We start from the raw sequence: 18,790 nt of genomic DNA, 5'->3' as shown, positions 1-18,790 counted from the left end.
GTGTTTGGATGTTGCCCTGCTTGCGGGTTCGGGTTAAGCCTTTCTTCGTTGCGGTGCCGCAAATTGCGCGCAATTCGACGACACATCGTCTCGCAACCCCTCAAACCTCAGAGGCGCCCGCGCGACCCAAAGGTGCGATCCTTTGGCGCCGCATGGACAGGCTCGGACCAGGATTGACGTGATGACCGCAAGGCCGCCTTCCTTCTCCCGCCGTTCGGCCGTGATCGCCGCCGCGTTGCTCTGCACGGTGTCGCTCGCGATCGGCGCGAATGCTGCCCTGAACAAGCGCTCGCTCGAAGCCCCGAAATCTGCCGCCGCCGACCAGGGCATGGCATCGACCGGCAACGGCGCGCGGCTCGCGCTCGTCATCGGCAATGGTCACTACCCCGACGCCAACGCGCCGCTGGCCCAGCCGATCAATGATGCCCGTGCACTGACCGGCGCGCTGCGCCGCGACGGCTTCGACGTCGACGTCGTCGAGGACGCGAGCAAGGACGATCTGGCGCGCGCGGTCGAGCGGCTGACCGCGAGAATCAAACCGGATTCGGTGGTGATGCTGTTCTTCGGCGGCTACGCAATCCAGGCGGGCCGCGACAGCTACATGATCCCGACCGATGCCAAGATCTGGAAGGAAGCGGACGTCCGCCGCGAGGGCACCAGCATCGAGAGGGTGCTCGACGCCGTCAGCGAGAAGGGCGCCCGGGCCAAGCTCGTCGTGATCGACGCCTCGCGCCGCAATCCCTTTGAGCGCCGCTTCCGCGCTTATTCGCATGGTCTCGCGCCGATCAACGCGCCCGCCAATGCGCTGATCATGTCGTCGGCGACGCCCGGCAAGGTGCTCGACGACCCGCAGCAGGCCAACAGCGTGCTCGTCTCGGAGCTGCTCAATCAGCTCGGCAAGAGCCCGAGCGCCGAGACCGTGTTCAACAAGACCCGCAATGCGATCGCGCGCAGCTCCGACGGCGAGCAGGTGCCGACCGTGTCATCGTCATTGGTCGAGGACATCCGCCTCAGCGCCGATGTCGCCAACGCCGGCAGCTAGCGCGTGATCCAAAAGACAAGATCACGAAGCGTTCCGTGGAAATGCCTCATGATGTAGCTCGCACGTGCCGATCGCTCGCGCCCGTCAGTTGCTCGCCAGCACCGGCCGCACCGGGTCGCCTTCCCGCAACAGCGCGCCGGCGCGGGCGACGACGACTTCGCCCTCGTTGAGCCCGTCGCGGATCTCGACCTGGCCGCCGGACATCAGGCCGATCTCGACCCGCTTGGTCTCGACCCGCTGATTGCGGACCACCTGCACGACGGTCCCGTCGGGATCATACAGGATCGCCGTCAGCGGCAGCGCGACGCCGCAGCTCTGGCCGGTCTTGATCACCGCGCGGCCGAACGCATTCACCAAAAGCCGGGCGTTGCCCGTGATGGCGATGAATGCCTGGCCGAGCTGGCTGTTCGGCTCCACCGTGGGCGCGATGCGGCGAATCTTGCCGTCGACCTCGCCGGCGCCGACGATCCGGATCCGTGCCGTCTGGTTGACCGCGAGCCGGTTGATCTGCGCGCTCGGCACCAGACCGACCAGGTCATATTCGTTGCGGGCGATGATCGAGAACAGCGCCTCGCCGCGGCCGGAGGCAAGCGCGCCGATGGTGGCGGTGGATGTCAGGATGGTCCCGGCGACCGGCGCCTGGACCATGATCGTGCCGCCCTCGGGCGGCGTCAGCCGCGCCAGGTTCTGCCCGGCGGTGACGGTGTCGCCGGCATCGACCATGACCTCGGCGACCTTCAGTCCGGGACGGTCCGGCCGCACCGCGGTCTCGTCGCGGGCGAGCACCATGCCTGACACCTCGACCGTGTTGTCGAAGCAGGCCTTGGTCGCCTTGAGCACGCTGACGGCGGCGCCTCTGGTCGCGCTGTCCTCGGCCGCCATGGCCGGGCTCGCGGCCGCGCCCAATGCCAGGAGGCCGAGCGCCGTGAGCATCGGCATCCGGCGGGACGTGGCGGCAATGGCGGCATGTCTCATGCGAAACCGATCCTCGAAAACCCGATCCATTCGAACGGCAGCGTCCGAAATAGCAGACGCGCCGCCGCCGGGCCAGCCGACCCGCGTCCTCGTATAGTCGCGCCAGCCGGCCGCGACGTTCAGCGCCGTCGTTCATTGAACGGGCTCGAAATTCCTCGCGGCTGCGCAACTCCCGGCAACGCGCAGGACTACGGATCGCCCTCGCCGGTACCTGGCGCTTTCATGGCTGCGACGACGCCGCGGCGCGCGGCCTCCGCGACGACGAAGTCCGTCACCAGGATCTCGCCGTTCTCACCAAAGATTTGCACCGGCAGCCCGGCCTGCAGTGCGAGCATCACCGTATTGAGCGTGCCGCGGCTGCGACCGTCCCAGAAGGCTGCGATCTCGTCGACTTTCCGAACCAACTCGGCATTACGGAGAGGGCCAGCCTTGCGGCCATGCCGTTCCCAATCGGCCTGAATGATCAAGGTCGGCAGGCCCAGGCTCCGCGCCGCTTCGATCGCCCAGGTGTCGACGCCCTGCGCTCCACCGGAGACCACGCAGGTGCCGCACGGCAGCGAGCTCACAAAGGACACGACAAGCGCCCGATTCGGAAAGTGCCGCGACCCGACGATGCCGATGACCATGGATGCGCCGTCCATGCAGGCATGTTCCTTCTATCACACTGGTGTCGCCGATTGGTTTTGACGATTGTCTCTTCCGTGATGGCTTCTCCATCCTGTTCCAAGACAGCAGATCGGAGATGTCCCGCGGCAGGATCGCGCGTTCATACGCGCAGCACCTCATCGCCGATTTTGTCTCGCGAGTTCAAGCTGATTTGGTCTGTCCAATGCTTCTGGAAAAAAGAAATGGCTTGCGCCGTCGGGCAAATCGGGTGGAGATTTCCGCCCGTCCCGCCTCATTGACGAGGGGCGCTTCGCGAACGTCACGACGCGTTGGGGTGGGATGCGATGGCCGCGATGTGGTGCAGCGTGCTGGGCACGCCGACGTACGCCATGCCGCGGACGGTGAAGTCGCAGGGTCCTGGCCTCCCGACGCTGAGGTCCGCGCAAGGCGCCAAGCGCGCATTGTCGCCACGGTGGCAAACAAGCCCGGTCACCGGGGAGCCTGCGTATAATCCGTAAAGCCACCGCGCAGGGAGGGCCGGGTCGTTCCGGCTGGTCCTGTGGTTCTGCCGCGTGCTTGTTTTGCTGCACGCGGACCGCAGGCCTCAGCCGAGGCCTGGTCCTCCCTGCGCCCTTGTCTCGAAGAGGGTGTCCCGATGAGCACAGCTCGGACGCAACATGCGCCGCGAGAGCGAGATGTCATGTTTGCCCGACTTTTCACCTCATTGGGCCTGCTACCGCGCAAACGACCGCGACGGCGCCACATGCAGCGCGTAGGCATCGGCCGCTTCGCTGACGCGCGGGTAGAGCTCGGTGACCAGCGGATCGTGCCCGGGGATGAACTGATCCGGGTGTCCCGCGAGCCGTTCGATGATCTCCCAGCCCAGCGCCATGTCGCCGACATTGTAGACGATCGGAAACGGGCTGCGGCGCTGCAGATTGGCGTAGTAATGCGCCGCGTCGGAGGCGAGCACGACGGGCCCGCGCGCGGTGTCGACGCGCACCACCTGCAGCCCGTCGGAATGGCCGCCGACCCGGTGCACGGTGATGCCGGGGGCGATCTCACCGTCGCCGCTGTGGAACGTGACGCGCTCGCCATAGACATGGCGCACCATCGTGATGACGTGCTCGACCGAGAACGGGTGCCGCAGCAGGCCGTTGCACATGCAGCGTCCGGTCGCATAGGCCATCTCGCGCTCCTGCAGATGAAACCGCGCATGCGGGAAGCGGTCGAGATTGCCGGCGTGGTCGTAATGCAGATGGGTGACGATGATGTCGCGGATGTCGGCGGCGTTCACGCCGAACAGTTCGAGCGCATCGACCGGGTTGCGGGTCAGCTTGCGGTTGCGCGCCTGGGCCTCGGTGGCGTTGAAGCCGGTGTCGACCAGGATGTCGCGCCCTGCGCTGCGAATCAGCCAGACGAAATAATCGAGGTCCTGCGCGACCGCCTCGTGCGGATCCGGCTGCAGGAAATTCATGCTCGGCGTGCGCGGCGACATCGTCGCATAGCGCAGCGCGTAGATCTCGGCGGCGTTCCCCATGATGCCCGTCTCGTTGATGGTCATTGGCGGGCATCGAGCCATCGCGGGCAGGCGGCGTCAATCGCTGCGGCACGCGAACCGGATCGACCGGCCGCCCGACACAGTGTGAGGCGCCTCACGGGCGTTCGTCCCGCTACGTTGCATGTTCCGACTGTGGCGATCGAAAGACGCCGCCGAGATCCGCCTGCCGTGGCGATTCTTCAACCGGCCCAAGCGGTTGACGAGTCGTCACGGCGATTTGATAATGCCCGACGCGTGGGTTAAGGTCGCCGCGGCGCAAGCTGGACGGCGCCTGATTGCTGGACCGCTGGACCGCCATCGTGATGACTGCTCGCCTGCTGTTGCTGCTCGGTTTGATGTTTGCCGTGGCGTTTTCTGGTCCCGCGCTGGCGGCCGGCGATCGCTTTGCGCTGGTAATCGGCAATGCGAAATACCCAGATGCCGAAGCGCCGTTGAAAGAGCCGATCAACGATGCGCGCGACCTCACCGACGAGTTGAAGCGCGACGGCTTCACGGTCGAAACGCTGGAGAACGCCACCGGCGAAGCGATGCGCCGCGGGCTCGAACGGCTCTATGGCAGCATCAAGCCCGGCTCCGTGGCGCTGGTGTTCTTCTCCGGCTTCGGCATCCAGTCGAATCGCACCAGCTACATGATTCCGATCGACGCGCAGATCTGGCAGGAGGCCGATGTCCGGCGCGACGGCATCAGCCTTGAGCAGGTGCTGCAGGAGATCAACAGCCGCGGCGCCGGGGTCAAGATCGCGCTGCTCGATGCGTCCCGCCGCAATCCCTATGAGCGCCGCTTCCGCACCGCCTCGTCCGGACTGGCGCCGGTCATTGCGCCAAGCGGTACCCTGGTCATGTATTCGGCGGCGCTGTCCGCGGTCGTGTCCGATACGGGCCGCGACCGCAGCCTGTTCGTGCAGGAGCTCTTGAAGGAAATCCGCGTTCCCGATCTGACCGCGGAGGAGACGCTGAACCGCACTCGGGTCGGCGTGACCCGCGCCTCGCGCAGCGAGCAGGTGCCGTGGATCTCATCCTCGCTCGCCGAAGACTTCTCCTTCGTGCCGGGCGCAGGCGGCGTGCGGCCGAATCCGCCGGTCGAAAGCAGCACCGCGCCAGTCGCGGCTCCGACGCCGACCCCCACGCCGACCCAGGTGGTGGTGGCGCCGCCGCTCCCGCCGCCGCCTCCACCCCCGCCGATCCAGAAGGCGGATACGCCGCCGGCGCCGCCCGTTGTTCCGCCGCCGCCCGTTTCGACCCCGTCGCCCGTCATCGCGACCACCGCGCCGACGACAACCGCGCCGACCACCAACGTGCCGGCCACGCCGCCGGTGCAGGATCCCTTCGCCGAGGACCCGTCCATCAAGAGCCTGACGGCCAAGATCGCGGCCAATCCGGATGACGCCGGCGCGCTCTACCGGCGCGGCCAGGTCTATGCCAGCAAGGGCGCCTACGCGCAGGCGATCCGCGATTTCGACGACACGATCCGGATCAATCCGAAGGATGTCGAGGCCCTCAATAATCGCTGCTGGGCGCGCACCGTGGTCGGTGAGCTGCAGGCGGCGTTGCGCGACTGCAACGAGGCGCTCCGGCTGCGGCCGAATTTCGTCGATGCGCTCGACAGCCGCGGGCTCGTCAACCTCAAGAGCGGCGCGACCAAGAACGCGATCGCCGATTTCGACGCGGCGCTGAAGATCAACCCGCGGCTGACGTCATCATTGTACGGGCGAGGTCTCGCCAAGCAGCGCAACGGCGCGGCGCAGGAGGGCGCGCTCGATATCGCCAACGCCAAGGCGATCGATCCCAATATCGTCCGAGAGTTCGAAAGCTACGGCGTGCGCTGATTTTTGCGCGCATGCGCCGGCCGCCTCGAACCATGCGGCGCGCCGGATCGACATAACCGCGACCGCCGGATCGCGAGTGTGATGTCGCGACGGGACCGGACCATGCGTTCGCGCCGATCATGCGCGAGGAGGGATTGGCAAATGACCGTATCGCAGACGAAGTCGACCTACGCTGCCAGCCTGACGGGCCTGTTCGTGGCCGTGGCGCTGAGCGCCGCCGCCGCGCTGAGCGTCACCGTGGCCAAGGCTGCCGAGGATGTCACCGAAGACCAGATCGTCCGGGCGCTGGCTGGACCCAAGAAGCCGCTGACCCGCGGGCTGTCGCTGTCGCCGCCGTCCGAAGCGACGCCTGCCGTGGCGCCGGAACAGGACAAGTTCCTGCAGAGCATCCGCGGCCGTTCGACGCGCTCGCTGTCGACGGCAGAACGCGAGGAGATCGCGGCGGTCGCCAAGACCAAGCCGAACATCGATCTCGAGATCACCTTCGACTACAATTCCGCCAATATCAGCCAGAAGTCGCTCGCATCGGTGCAGGCGCTCGGCCGCGCGCTGACCAGTCCCGACCTCAAGGGCTCGACCTTCGTCGTCGCCGGCCATACCGATGCCGCGGGTGGCGATGCCTATAATCAGGATCTGTCGGAGCGCCGCGCCGATTCGATCAAGCGCTATCTGGTCGAGAAGTTTGGCATTGCCGGCGCCGATCTGGTGACGGTGGGCTACGGCAAGAGCAAGCTCAAGGATCCGAGCCAGCCGCTCGCCGAGGTGAACCGCCGCGTCCAGGTCGTCAATATGCAGAGCAAGACGGCGGCCGCCAAGTAGCTCGGCGTCCGCATAGCGCCGACGGGGGTTGCGTGGCCAGAGATCGAGTTGACCGGATGCGTCCCGCAGTCCTGCGGGGCGCATCATCTCGTCGGGACCTCCCGCGCCGCGTTTGCAGCCGGCGCCGCTCCCTCGTAAAATCGCAGTTCGCGCCGACCGGATCGAGCCTCCGATGAAGCTGCCAAAATCCCTGAAAACCGTGGCCGGCGCGATCGTCTTCGTGGCTTTGTTCGCCGGCTATTACAGCTACGAGCATCGCTCGCATCCAGCCGCCGAGGAGCCGCCGATGCAGGCGCAGGTGCTGGTGACGAAGGCGGTGAAGGCCTGCTTCTCCGATCTCGTCCGGGTCACCGGCTTTGTCGTTCCCCGCCGCGAAGCCGTGGTCGGCACCGACCAGGAGGGATCGCGGGTGACGGATGTCCTCGTCAAGGAAGGCGACACGGTCACGGAGAACCAGGAGCTGGCGCGCCTGACGCCGCCCCCGGGGGCGCCGGCTGCTGCCGCGAACCGGCCGCTCTCGCTGCGTGCGCCGGCGGCTGGCGTCGTCACCGAGGTCCGCACCATCGCCGGCGCGCCCGCCTCCCCGCAGGCCGGGCCGATGTTCCGCATTGCCGTGAACAATGAGCTCGAGCTCGATGCCGAGGTCCCGAGTGTTCACCTCCTGAAGCTCAGTGCCGGTCTGCCCGCGCGCATCACCCGCGATAATCTGCCCGACATCATCGGCCGCCTCCGTGTCGTGGCGCCGCAGGTCGACCGCTCCACCCAGCTCGGCCACGCCCGCATCACGCTGACCAGCAGCGCAACGCTCAAGCCGGGAATGTTCGCCCGCGCCAATATCGACGCCAGGCGGAGCTGCGGCGTCGCCGTTCCCAATACGGCGATCGATCATCTCACCATCCAGGTCGTGAAGGGCAACACGATCGAGACCCGCAGGGTGCGGGTCGGCCTGGTGTCTGACACATCGACCGAGATCCTGGAAGGTCTCGCGGAGGGTGAGATCGTGGTCGCCGACGCCGGCAGCTCGCTGCATGATGGTGACCAGATCAAGACCATGTTCGCCGAAGACATCGATCGCACGCGGGTACGCTGATGGCACTGAATATCTCGGCATGGTCGATCCGGAACCCGCTGCCGTCGATCCTCTTCTCGCTCATTCTCCTGATCCTCGGCTGGATGAGCTTCAGTAAGCTCGCGGTGACGCGGCTGCCGAACGCCGACATTCCGGTGATCTCGGTCGCAGTGGCGCAGTTCGGCGCGGCGCCGTCGGAGCTTGAGTCCCAGGTCACCAAGATCATCGAGGACGGCGTGTCCGGCGTGGAGGGCGCGCGCCACATCCAGTCCCTGATCACCGACGGCCTCTCGGTCACGACGATTACGTTCGCGCTCGAGACCAACACGGATCGCGCCATCAACGACGTCAAGGACGCCGTGACGCGGGTGCGCTCCGACCTGCCGCAGAACGTCACCGAGCCGTTGATCTCGCGCGTCGACAAGATCGGTTTGCCGATCGTGACCTATGCCGCGATCTCGCCGGGGAAGACGCCGGAGCAGCTGTCCTTCTTCGTCGACGACGTGGTCAAGCGCGAGCTGCAGGGTGTCCGCGGCGTCAGCCAGGTCGAGCGCATCGGCGGTGTCGAACGCGAGATCCTGGTCTCGCTCGATCCCGACCGGCTGCAGGCGATGGGCCTCACGGCGGTCAATGTCAGCCAGAGCCTGCGCGGCACCAATGTCGACGTCGCCGGCGGCCGGGCGGAGATCGGCAAGAACGATCAGGCGATCCGCACGCTCGCCGGCGCCAAGACGCTGAACGAGCTGTCGAACACGATGATCCCGCTGTTCGGCGGCGGCGAGGTGCGGCTCGCCGATCTAGGCACCGTCACCGACACGATCGCCGATCGCCGCACCTTCGCGCGCTTCAACGGCGAGCCGGTGGTGGCGCTGGGCATCAAGCGCGCCAAGGGCGCCAGCGACGTCGTCGTCGCCGCGGCCGTGCAGAAGCGCATCGACCAGGTGAAGGCCGCGCATCCCGACGTCGATCTCAGGCTGATCGATACGTCGGTCGAATTCACCAAGGGCAATTATGAGGCTGCGATCTCGACCCTGTTCGAGGGCGCGATTCTCGCCGTCATCATCGTGCTGCTGTTCCTGCGGGATTTCAGGGCGACGGTCATCGCGGCGATCTCGCTGCCGCTGTCGATCTTCCCGGCGTTCTGGGCGATGGATATCCTCGGATTCTCGCTGAACATGGTCTCGTTCCTGGCGATCACGTTGTCGACCGGTATTCTGGTCGACGACGCGATCGTCGAGATCGAGAACATCGTGCGCCACATGCGGATGGGCAAATCGCCCTATCGCGCGGCGCTGGATGCCGCGGACGAGATTGGACTCGCGGTGATCGCGATCAGTCTCACCATTATCGCGATCTTCGCGCCCGCGAGCTTCATGTCGGGTATTGCCGGTCAGTTCTTCAAGCAGTTCGGCATCACCGTCTCGGTTCAGGTGTTCTTCTCGCTGCTCGCCGCGCGGTTCGTCACGCCGATGTTGGCGGCCTACTTCATGAAGCATCACGACCACGAGGATCCGCCGCCGGGCTTCATCCTGCGCGCCTATCAGCGCATTGTGACCTGGTCGGTGCAGCACTACTTCGTGACGGTGCTGCTTGGCATCGGCATCTTCGCCGCCTCGATCTGGAGCACGACCCTGCTGTCGCAAGGGTTTCTGCCGGCGCAGGACGCGGCGCGATCGCTGCTCGCAATCGAGCTGCCGCCCGGCGCGCAGCTCGCCTACACCGAGAAGGTCACTGAGGAGATCGTGGCGCGGCTGCGCAAGCGGCCCGAGGTGCGTAGCGTCTTTGTCGACGGCGGCAGGCTGCAGGGGGCTATGGAGGTTCGCCGCGCCGGCATGATCGTCAACTACACCCCGAAGACCGAGCGCAAGATCACCCAGAAGGAGCTCGAGCTCGCGATCACCAAGGATCTCGAGACCATCCCCGACATCCGCTTCTGGTTCACCGATGAGAACGGTCTCCGGCCGATCAAGCTGGTGCTGACGGGGTCTGATCCCAAGCTGGTCGACAATGTCGCCAGCGAACTCGCGTCGCAGATGAAGCGGATCCCGATCATCTCCAACGTGGTGTCCGACACCTCGCTCGACCGGCCGGAATTGCGGGTGCAGCCGCGCGCCGATCTGGCCGCGCGTCTCGGCGTGTCGACGGAGAGTCTGTCGCAGACGATCCGGGTCGCGACGATCGGCGATGTCGGACCTGCGCTGGCGAAATATGATGCGGGCGGCCGGCTGGTGCCGATCCGGGTCCAGCTCGAGGATGCGGCGCGGGGCGATGTGAAGATCCTCGAACAGCTGCGCGTGCCTCTCGGCCAGTATGGTGAGAAGGGCGGCGTGCCGCTGGCGGTGGTCGCCGACATCAAGCTCGATCAGGGCCCGACCAGTATCAGCCGTTACGATCGCGGCCGGCAGGCCACGGTCTCGGCCGATCTCGTCGGGCTGGCGGCGCTCGGCGATGCGACCAAGCAGATCGACGACCTGCCGGTCCGGAAAAGCATGCCGGCGAGCGTCAAGCTGATCCCGTCGGACGATGCCGAGAGCCTGAACGAGCTGGCGTCCGGCTTCATCACGGCAATCACGGCAGGGCTGATGATCGTCTATGCGGTGCTGGTGCTGCTGTTCGGCACGTTCCTGCAGCCGATCACGATCCTGTTCTCGTTGCCGTTGTCGATCGGCGGCGCCATCGGCGCCTTGATGCTGACCGGCAAGCAGCTCACGATCCCGGTCTATATCGGCATGATGATGCTGATGGGCATCGTCACCAAGAACGCGATCATGCTGGTCGAGTTCGCGGTCGAAGCGATCCATGCCGGCACCAGGCGCGATGAGGCGATCATCGATGCCGGCATGAAGCGGGCTCGTCCGATCGTCATGACCACGATTGCGATGGTCGCGGGCATGATGCCGAGTGCGCTCGCGGTCGGCGCGGGCGGCGAGTTCCGTTCGCCCATGGCGCTGGCGGTGATCGGCGGGCTGGTGTTCTCGACCGTCCTGTCGCTCTTGTTTGTGCCGGCGATGTTCCTGGTGATGGACGATCTCAGCACGCTGTTCGGACGGCTCGGCCGCCGGTTGATCGTGTCTGACGGAACGGATGAGCCGGGCCGCGACGCGGAGGGCGGACACGCCCAGAGGCCGCGGCCCTCGGTGGTGTCGCCGGCGGCGGAGTGAGCATGCAGGCGCGGGTGGCGCTCAGTACGCCGTAATCGGCTGACGCCGTTGCGCGCTCACATCGTCGGCGATGTTCGGCGCGGGCTCGCTTGGTGGGCTGGTCTCGGGCGGCACGATGATGGCGACGAAGCGCTGGCCCGCTCCGGGCCAGCCGAACAGCGTGGTGCGCAGCGAAATCTCGGCGCGCACCGACCGCCGCGCCCGCGCAGCGACGGCGCTCATGCCCGAGATGCAGGAAATGTCGGTGTCGTAGCACAAGGCGGCCCAGCCCTGCGCGGTCAGCGCCGGGGCCGGAATTTGCAGCTCGTACGGATGCACCAGACTTATCTCATAGCGGGGATGATCCGGGCTGTAGAATGCGGCCGCAAAAGCGAGCCCGTCATCGCCGCCCACGGCGGCAAGCGGACGGCTCGAGACCGACTGCCAGAGGCGATCGAGCTCCGCCACTGCCGGCTGGTAGAAGTTGCGGCCCTCGCTGAGCGGCACACAGTTGCGGTAGAGCGCGTGAAGGGGGGCTGCGACGGTCGCGGCGAATGCGGCGATGCCGATCGTCGTCGCGGCGAGGTTGATCGTCGTGGCGCGGGAGGGCTGGTAGCTGGCCCCGCAGACGATCACGATGACAAACAGGAATACGCCCTGCAGGCCCCATAATGGCGGCATGTCGGTGCCGAACACGACCGAGGTCAGGGCGGGAAGGGCGACCGTGCCGATGCTCATCATCGCCAGCAGCCGGAGTCCGGCGCCAAGACTGAGGGCATCGTTGAGCACGCGGGCCGGACGGGGGCGTGTCATCGCGAGCCAGATCAGTCCGGGAATGCCGCCGATGCCGGCCATCGCCAGAAGGAAGCCTCCGCCCTCGATCAGGGCAGCCGCAGCCGTCTTGCCGACGTGATGCGTGATGGCGTGCGAGAACGGTTGCGCCCCGGTCATGCCGAGCCAGATCAGATGCGGCGTCAGCGCGGCCAAGCCGGACAGCGCGGCGACCCACGGCGCCGACGAGGCGAAATAGGCGCGTCGCTCGCCGTGACACAACGCCGCGATCGCGAAGCTGGCGATCAGGAAGATGGAGTAGTACTTCCCGAGCATCGCCAGTGCCGCGGCGAGGCCGGCGGCGATGGCCCATCGGACATTGCGGGTTTCGTACGAGCGCAGGAAACAGTAGGTCGCCAGCGGCCAGCTCGACAGCAGGACCGCATTGGCGTTGAAGCGCTGCGCGTGCAGCTGGTAGACGGGAAGCAGCATCAGCAGCAGCAACACGATCAGACGCTTGTCGTCGCGCGCGAACCGCCGTGTGATCAAGTCCACGGCCCAGAGGCCGACCGCAGCGTTGGTCAGCGCCAGCAGGTTGAAGGACCAGTTCGTCAACGGAAACGCGCTCGTCCAGGCGCGCGCGGCCCAGCCCATCAAAGGTGGGTGCTTGCTCGAACCCCAGGCGAAGCTGCGCCCGAGCGACCATGTCTCGATCACGTCCTGGTGCAGGTCGCCGCCGACATAGGCGATCGAGAAATAGATCATCCAGACCGCAACGAAACCTGCGATCAGCGCCGGCACGGCCCAACCGTCCTCGACGGCGTCGATCCAGATCGCAAGGGCTCTGCGCCAGCGCGGGATCGAGCCGCTGGTCTCGATCCCAATTGCCGGCCATGCAAGACTCATGAACTCACTTCCAACCTAGGTTCTGGCGCGCGAACTCCGCCCCGCGCGCTCGACGCGCAGGCGAATGGCGCTCATGGCTGCCGAATTGACCCCTGTTAGAACCGTTAAAAAGAGTTCATGTCGCAAATTGTGAGGTGCCGTGGCCCAATTGCGATCATGTTTGGCCGGGGCGGACATCGCGCGATGCACAGCGCTCGGTTCCGGTCACGGAGTGGACGCGGATCGAACATAGTTCCCACGCGCGTGGTGTGCAGGCCGACGGACAAAGCATCACCAGGGCGTAGCGACGCCGGTGGAGGTTGGGCTGAGACTACTCGTTCCGTGCGATGGTGTTGAGCTTGGTCAGGTCATGCAGCAGGATCCGGCCGCGTTGCAGGTCCAGGATCTTGTCCTTGCGCCACGCCTGAAGCTGGCGATTGACGCTCTCGCGCGCCGCGCCGACGAAGATGCCGAGCTGCTCCTGCGAGATATGCACCTCGGAGCCGAAATCCTCCGCGAGTGCGCAGAGCCGGCGTGCGAGTCGGACCGGCAGCGGCTGCAGCACCGACTCCTCCATCCGTTCGCTCTGCCAGCGGATGCGCTGGCACAGCAGCTGGATGATCTTGATCGCGACCTTGGGTTCGCGTTCGAGGAAGTTGAGGAAGTCCTCGCGGCGGAGCACGAACAACTCGGTCGCCTCTCCGGCCGTGGCGTCGGCGGTGCGCTCCTGCCCGTCGAGCACGGCGACCTCTCCGAACAGGTCCCCGGGGCCCATGAAATTGAGGGTGAGCCGACTGCCGTCCGTCGCGCCGGTCTCGATCCGGATCTGGCCGCGCCGGACGCCGAACAGGGCGTTGCCGGGATCGCCCTTCTGGAACAGTACCTCGCCCGATGAGAGATGCTGGGTATGGCACAGGTTCGACAAGCGCTGCAGTTCGTCGGCGCCGAGGTCCGCGAACATCGGGTTCATCTTGAGAATGACCGCAAATTCGGCCTGCTTGCTCATCACTATACCTTCAGCAATGGTTTGAAAGCCCCAGTTACATAAACCGCTCGGGCAGAAGTGTGTCATAAGTCACATAATGACGCACGTGCTTACGACTATTTTCGCCGCTCCTGGAGCGGTCCGCGGCATCTGGGATACATATCGGATTGAACCGGGTCGGCGTTGCCGCACGCTAACCCGTGTAGACCGCTCGCACGTCGCGAATGGGACATCGACATGAAAGCATTGAAGATCGCAGGCGGGTTGGTTGGCGCCGTCGCCGTCGTGCTCGTCCTGGCTCTTGCCTTTGGCCTTCCGGCGAGTTTTGTGACCGCGGCGATCCAGGACCGCGTCGAGCGTGACACCGGATATCGTTTGAGCATCGCCGGTTCCGCGAGCATCAGCCTGTGGCCATCGCTGCATGCGACGCTGACCGACATCACGCTGCTCGATCCGAAGGACCGAGACGGCAACAACCGGCTGACCATCGCCAAGCTGCAGGCAGATTTGGCGTTGTCAGGCCTCTGGTCGGGCCGGTCCGACATTGCCGAGGTCATCGTCGACAAGCCCACGCTCTATTTGCCGCTGCTGCGTGAACGCCTGCGCGACAACGCGCCGCGCAATCGCACCTCGACAAAGTCGGACGCGGCGCCCTCCGTCCGGATCGAGCGGGTCACGATCAAAGACGGGGCCGTCATCCTGTCCAATCCGCGCGACCGCGTGGAGAATCGCATCGACGGGATCGGCGCGACGGCATCACTGAGCGGGGACGGCAGGATCAAGCTCACGGGCACGGCCCGGGCGAGCGACCGTCCCGTCAGCTTCGAGGTCAATTCGGCTGCCCCCGGCGTGCCGATCGATCGGCAGACGTTGCCGGTCGAGTTCAAGCTCGAGATGGCCGATGCCTTCCGCGGCGTTCTGGCCGGCCGCGCCGACCTGCGCCTTAATGGACCGTTGGTGATGATCAACGGGCTCAGCGGCACCCTCGGCGGCGGTGACTTCAACGGCTGGGCCTCGGTCGATGTCGCCAGCAAGCCGCTCGTCAAACTTGATCTGGATGTGCGGCGGCTCGACCTCGGCAGTCCTGCCGCGCCACGCAACGCCGGCGCTTCGGGATGGAGCACGGCGGCCATCGACCTGCGTGGCCTCAACTACGTCGATGCCCGCGTGAAGCTGTCGGCGACCGACGTCGGAGTCGCCGGTGCTCGCCTCGGCCCGCTGGAGGTCGAATCGTCGCTGGCCGGCGGCGTGCTGAAGTCGACCGTCACCAATCTCGGTGCCTATGGCGGACAGGCCAGCGGAGAGGTCGTGATCGATGCCTCCACCGGCAATCCGGCCTACGCCATGCATTGCGACCTGGTCGGCATCCGAGCATTGCCGTTGCTGCAGAACCTCGCCGGTTTCGACAGGCTCGACGCACGCCTGCAGGGCAAGTTGGCGCTGCGGTCGAGCGGCGCCAGCCAGCAGGCCATCATGAGCAATCTGAGCGGCTCGGCGTTCCTGCTGTTTCAGGATGGCGCAATCCGCGGCATCAATGTCGCGCAGATGATCCGTTCCTTGACCTCCAACCCGCTGTCCGGCTGGCAGGATTCGAAGGAGCTCACGACCGATCTCACGCAATTGTCGGCCTCCTTTCAGGTCGAGCGTGGTCAGGCCGCGACCGGCGATCTCAATCTGATCGGACCGCTGGTGAAGGTCACTGGTGCAGGCACCATCGATCTCGGCAATCGCGCGCTGGCCATGCGCGTCGAGCCGAAGCTGGTGATGACCTCCGAGGGGCAGGGCCGCAACTCGGATCCGATCGGGCTCGGCATTCCCGTGGTGATCGACGGCCCTTGGAGCCAGCCGCGCTTCTACCCCGACATGGCCGGCATCCTGGACAATCCCGACGCTGCCTACGCCAAGCTCAAGCAGATGGGTCAGGGCCTGTTCGGCAAGGACAATGCGGGACTCAACAACCTGATCAACGGCCTCGGCGGCTTGATCGGCAACTCTGCCCCGACCGGTACGGCCAGCGCGAATGGCGGGCCTTCGGCAGCGGCGCCGAACGGGCAGGCGCCGGCGGCAGGGCAATCCGATGTGCTGGGCGGGCAGCTCGGCGCGGCGATCGGCAATCTGATTCAGCAGGGTCTGCAGCAAGGCCCGCCGCCGCAGGGCCGCAGCCGAGGCCGTATCCTGAACCCGTCGGAGAGCGCCGCACCGCTGCTGCAGTCTCCCCGGGGCACGCAACCTCCGGCGACGGACGCTGGCCAGGACGCGGCCTCGGCGTCGGGCAACCCGTCGGATGCCGCCATGGACCGCGCACCGGACAGTCAGCCGATGAACGATGTCTTGAAGCGCATCTTCAACAGGTAATATGACGCCGCAGACCCCTGCGGTATCATCCGAATGGTGGATGACGCCCGCGTCCGAATGGCCGAGGATGTTCGCGGCGGCTCACACGCCGGTCCGCACCGAATGATGCCCGAAACGACCGGTTCTGCCGCGTCATTCTGTGCTAAACGGTGTTCACGGCGGACCGTCTCAGCGTGAGAACGGTCCTGTTTGTGAAGTGCCGTTGTCGCGCAACACGGCAACGAACGCGCTCTTCCGGCAGGCTTGATCGGTCGCGGCGCGCGAGGGGTCCGGATGAGCGGGGTCGAGGACAGAGGCTGGTCGCTGCGGCAGGGTCTGTTCGCCAAATATGTAGTGTCGCTGGTCGGCCTCGTTGTCTTCGTGCTGGCCGTGAATGGTGCGACGGAAACCTGGATCAGCTACCAATCCACCAAGGCGAGCCTGACCGCCGCGATGGCGGAAAAGGCCGATGCGAGCGCCCGGCGGATCGACCAGGCGCTCTCGGACCTGCAACGACAGATCAGCTGGGTCACGCGGGCGAGCGCCAATACGCTGGAGCTGCGGCGCGCCGACTATGTGCAGCTGCTGAGCCAGGCTCCGGCCGTGCGGCAGCTCTATCAGCTCGATGGCCAGGGGCGAGAGCAGCTTCGGGTCTCACGCACCTCGATTGCGTTCTCCTCCGGCAACGATCTGTCCCGCGACCTGCGCTTCACCGACACGGTCACTCACGGCAGCAATTTCTCGGCTGTGACATTCAAGGGCGCGCAGCCCATGATGTCGATCTCGGTCGCGCATTCCGGCTTCAATGCCGGCGTCACCGTTGCCGATATCGACCTCGACTTTCTCGAAGACTTCATGACCGAGGCGCAGGTCGGAAAAGTCGGCATTGCTTATGTGGTCGATCCGCGCGGGCAGGTGCTGGCGAGTTCGGCGAAGGGACCGGCTGTTGGTCAGGACCTTGCCAAGCTGCCGCAGGTCGCCGCGGTGCTCACGCCCGATGGCCAGTCGCTGAATTCCGGGACCGACAGTGATGGGCGCGCGGTGCTGTCGGCTGCCGCCGTGCTGCCCAAGCTCGGCTGGGCCGTGTTCTTCGAGCAATCCACGGCGCATGCGCTGGCCCCGATTCGCGACCAGCTTCTGCGCGGCGCGCTGCTGATCGCGCTCGGACTGGCGGTCGCGACGCTCGCCGGCTCGCTGCTGGCCCGCCGCATGCTCGTACCGATCACCGCCTTGCGGATGGGCGCGCGGAAGCTCGGGGCCGGAGATTTCGCCCAGCGCATCGAAGTGAAGACGCATGATGAGCTCGAGGAACTCGCCGATCAGTTCAACAGCATGGCCGGCCAGCTTGCCGAATCCTACGCCGTGCTCGAAGCCAAGGTCGAGGAGCGCACAAGAGATCTCGCGCGTTCGATCAACGAGCTGAAGGTGCTGGAAGAGGTCGGACGGGCGATGGCTTCGTCACTCGATCTCAACGCCGTGCTGCCGACCGTGGCGGCGCGCGCCCTTGAGATCACCCAGGCCGACGCCGTGCTGATCTACTCCTACGATGCTGCCGAACGCCGGTTCAGGCTGGTCGAGGCCAAAGGCGTCGAGCGGGCGCAGGATGGCGCGCACACGATGCTGGATGGCGAGACGAGCCTGCTGGCCGACTCGATCCGCAGCGGTGAGCCGATCGCGATCGCGGAACTCGAAAACGCCCCGGATCATCCGCTGCGCGACGTCGCGGTCGCCGCCGGCTTTCATGCAGTTCTGTTCACGCCGCTGGTCGATCAGCAGGGCGTGCTCGGCGCGCTGGTGGTGCTCAGGCGATCCGCAGGCGCATTTTCGCCGAATCTGATCGGCGTGATGCGCACCTTCGCCCACCAGGCCGTGCTGGCGATGCGCAACGCGCGGCTGTTCACCGAGGTCGATCAGAAGGGCCGCGAGCTGGCGCTGGCGCATGATACTGTGCAGCAGCAGGCGGTAAAGCTCAGGGAACAGACCGAGCAGCTGCGCGAATGGAACAAGTCGCTGGAAGAGCGCGTCGAGAAGCAGCTTGGCGAGATCGAGCGCATCCGCCGGCTTGAGCGCTTCCTGGCGCCGCAGGTCGCGCAGATCATCGCATCCTCCGACGGGCATGATGCGCTGCTGGAAAGCCACCGCCGTGAGGTCACGGTGGTGTTCTGCGACCTGCGCGGCTTTACCGCGTTCACCGAGACGACCGAGCCTGAAGAGGCGATGAACGTGCTGCGCGAATATCACGCCGCGCTGGGCAAGCTGATCTTCAAGTATGAAGGCACGCTCGATCGCTATGCCGGCGATGGCGTGATGATCCTGTTCAATGCGCCGATCCCGTTCGACGACCACACCACGCGCGCGGTGAAGATGGCGCTCGAAATGCGCGACGAGATCGGCCAGCTGACCGAACGCTGGAAGAATCGCGGCCACAGCCTGGGCTTCGGCGTCGGCATCGCGCTCGGCTATGCCACGCTCGGCCAGGTCGGTTTCGAGCACAGGTTGGAATATGCGGCGATCGGCAGCGTCACCAACCTTGCCTCGCGGTTGTGCGATGAAGCGAAGGCGGGGCAGGTGATCGTGTCGCGCCGGGTCTATGGCGTGGTCGACCAGTCGGTCGATGCGCGGCCGATCGACGATCTGCATCTGAAGGGCTTCAATCACCCGGTGCTGGCGATGGAGATCCTGCGCTGGCGCGGGGAGAGCGCCGCACCTGTCGATGTGCCCGCGGAGCGCCGGCGATCATCCTCGTGATCGCCTGGGGCCGCTTCCGGCTGCGCCTT

The 18,790-nt window shown here is 66.2% G+C and carries 12 protein-coding genes; 7 read left to right on the top strand and 5 right to left on the bottom strand.

The features are described 5' to 3' along the window. Window positions 1-181: 181 nt before the first annotated feature. The gene (locus ACVIJ6_RS09065; RefSeq protein ID WP_456772436.1) at window positions 182-1,042 is read left to right on the top strand and encodes a caspase family protein; all 861 of its coding nucleotides are present in this window, start codon (window positions 182-184) and stop codon (window positions 1,040-1,042) included. Between the two features lie 84 nt (window positions 1,043-1,126). On the opposite strand, the gene ACVIJ6_RS09060 is transcribed toward ACVIJ6_RS09065, so the two are convergent. The 3 genes from ACVIJ6_RS09060 to ACVIJ6_RS09050 form a co-directional block, all read right to left on the bottom strand. Next, window positions 1,127-2,017: an efflux RND transporter periplasmic adaptor subunit gene (locus ACVIJ6_RS09060; protein WP_456772435.1), complete on the bottom strand. Its 891-nt coding sequence runs from the start codon at window positions 2,015-2,017 to the stop codon at window positions 1,127-1,129. A gap of 188 nt (window positions 2,018-2,205) precedes the next feature. Further along, window positions 2,206-2,658 (bottom strand): hypothetical protein, encoded by a 453-nt coding sequence (locus tag ACVIJ6_RS09055; protein WP_456772434.1) that lies wholly within the window; start codon window positions 2,656-2,658, stop codon window positions 2,206-2,208. A 698-nt stretch (window positions 2,659-3,356) separates the two neighbouring features. Next, complete coding sequence (locus ACVIJ6_RS09050) at window positions 3,357-4,163, bottom strand: N-acyl homoserine lactonase family protein (protein WP_456776938.1); 807 nt, start codon at window positions 4,161-4,163, stop codon at window positions 3,357-3,359. A gap of 323 nt (window positions 4,164-4,486) precedes the next feature. Here ACVIJ6_RS09050 and ACVIJ6_RS09045 point away from each other — a divergent pair, with 323 nt between their 5' ends. The 4 genes from ACVIJ6_RS09045 (at window position 4,487) to ACVIJ6_RS09030 (ending at window position 11,059) form a co-directional block, all read left to right on the top strand. After that, window positions 4,487-6,010: a caspase family protein gene (locus ACVIJ6_RS09045; protein ID WP_456772433.1), complete on the top strand. Its 1,524-nt coding sequence runs from the start codon at window positions 4,487-4,489 to the stop codon at window positions 6,008-6,010. 141 nt (window positions 6,011-6,151) lie between these two features. Beyond that, complete coding sequence (locus ACVIJ6_RS09040) at window positions 6,152-6,829, top strand: OmpA family protein (protein ID WP_456772432.1); 678 nt, start codon at window positions 6,152-6,154, stop codon at window positions 6,827-6,829. A gap of 172 nt (window positions 6,830-7,001) precedes the next feature. Further along, window positions 7,002-7,919, top strand: coding sequence for an efflux RND transporter periplasmic adaptor subunit (locus ACVIJ6_RS09035; protein ID WP_456772431.1), 918 nt, complete (start codon window positions 7,002-7,004; stop codon window positions 7,917-7,919). Then, entirely contained in the window at window positions 7,919-11,059 is a 3,141-nt protein-coding gene (locus ACVIJ6_RS09030) for an efflux RND transporter permease subunit (protein ID WP_456772430.1), read from the top strand. Before ACVIJ6_RS09035 ends, ACVIJ6_RS09030 begins: the two co-directional genes overlap by 1 nt. 21 nt (window positions 11,060-11,080) lie before the next feature. On the opposite strand, the gene ACVIJ6_RS09025 is transcribed toward ACVIJ6_RS09030, so the two are convergent. Beyond that, on the bottom strand, window positions 11,081-12,715 hold the full coding sequence (locus tag ACVIJ6_RS09025; RefSeq protein WP_456772429.1) for a glycosyltransferase family 39 protein: 1,635 nt from the start codon (window positions 12,713-12,715) through the stop codon (window positions 11,081-11,083). Window positions 12,716-13,025: 310 nt separating this feature from the next. Then, on the bottom strand, window positions 13,026-13,700 hold the full coding sequence (locus tag ACVIJ6_RS09020) for a Crp/Fnr family transcriptional regulator (RefSeq protein WP_456772428.1): 675 nt from the start codon (window positions 13,698-13,700) through the stop codon (window positions 13,026-13,028). 216 nt (window positions 13,701-13,916) lie between these two features. On the opposite strand from ACVIJ6_RS09020, the gene ACVIJ6_RS09015 reads away from it, so the two are divergent. After that, the gene (locus tag ACVIJ6_RS09015; protein ID WP_456772427.1) at window positions 13,917-16,034 is read left to right on the top strand and encodes an AsmA family protein; all 2,118 of its coding nucleotides are present in this window, start codon (window positions 13,917-13,919) and stop codon (window positions 16,032-16,034) included. A 273-nt stretch (window positions 16,035-16,307) separates the two neighbouring features. Beyond that, the gene (locus tag ACVIJ6_RS09010; RefSeq protein ID WP_456772426.1) at window positions 16,308-18,761 is read left to right on the top strand and encodes an adenylate/guanylate cyclase domain-containing protein; all 2,454 of its coding nucleotides are present in this window, start codon (window positions 16,308-16,310) and stop codon (window positions 18,759-18,761) included. Window positions 18,762-18,790 lie beyond the last annotated feature (29 nt).

It is taken from the genome of Bradyrhizobium sp. USDA 4369 (genome assembly GCF_054056435.1).
This window is presented reverse-complemented; position numbering and strand designations above follow the sequence as displayed.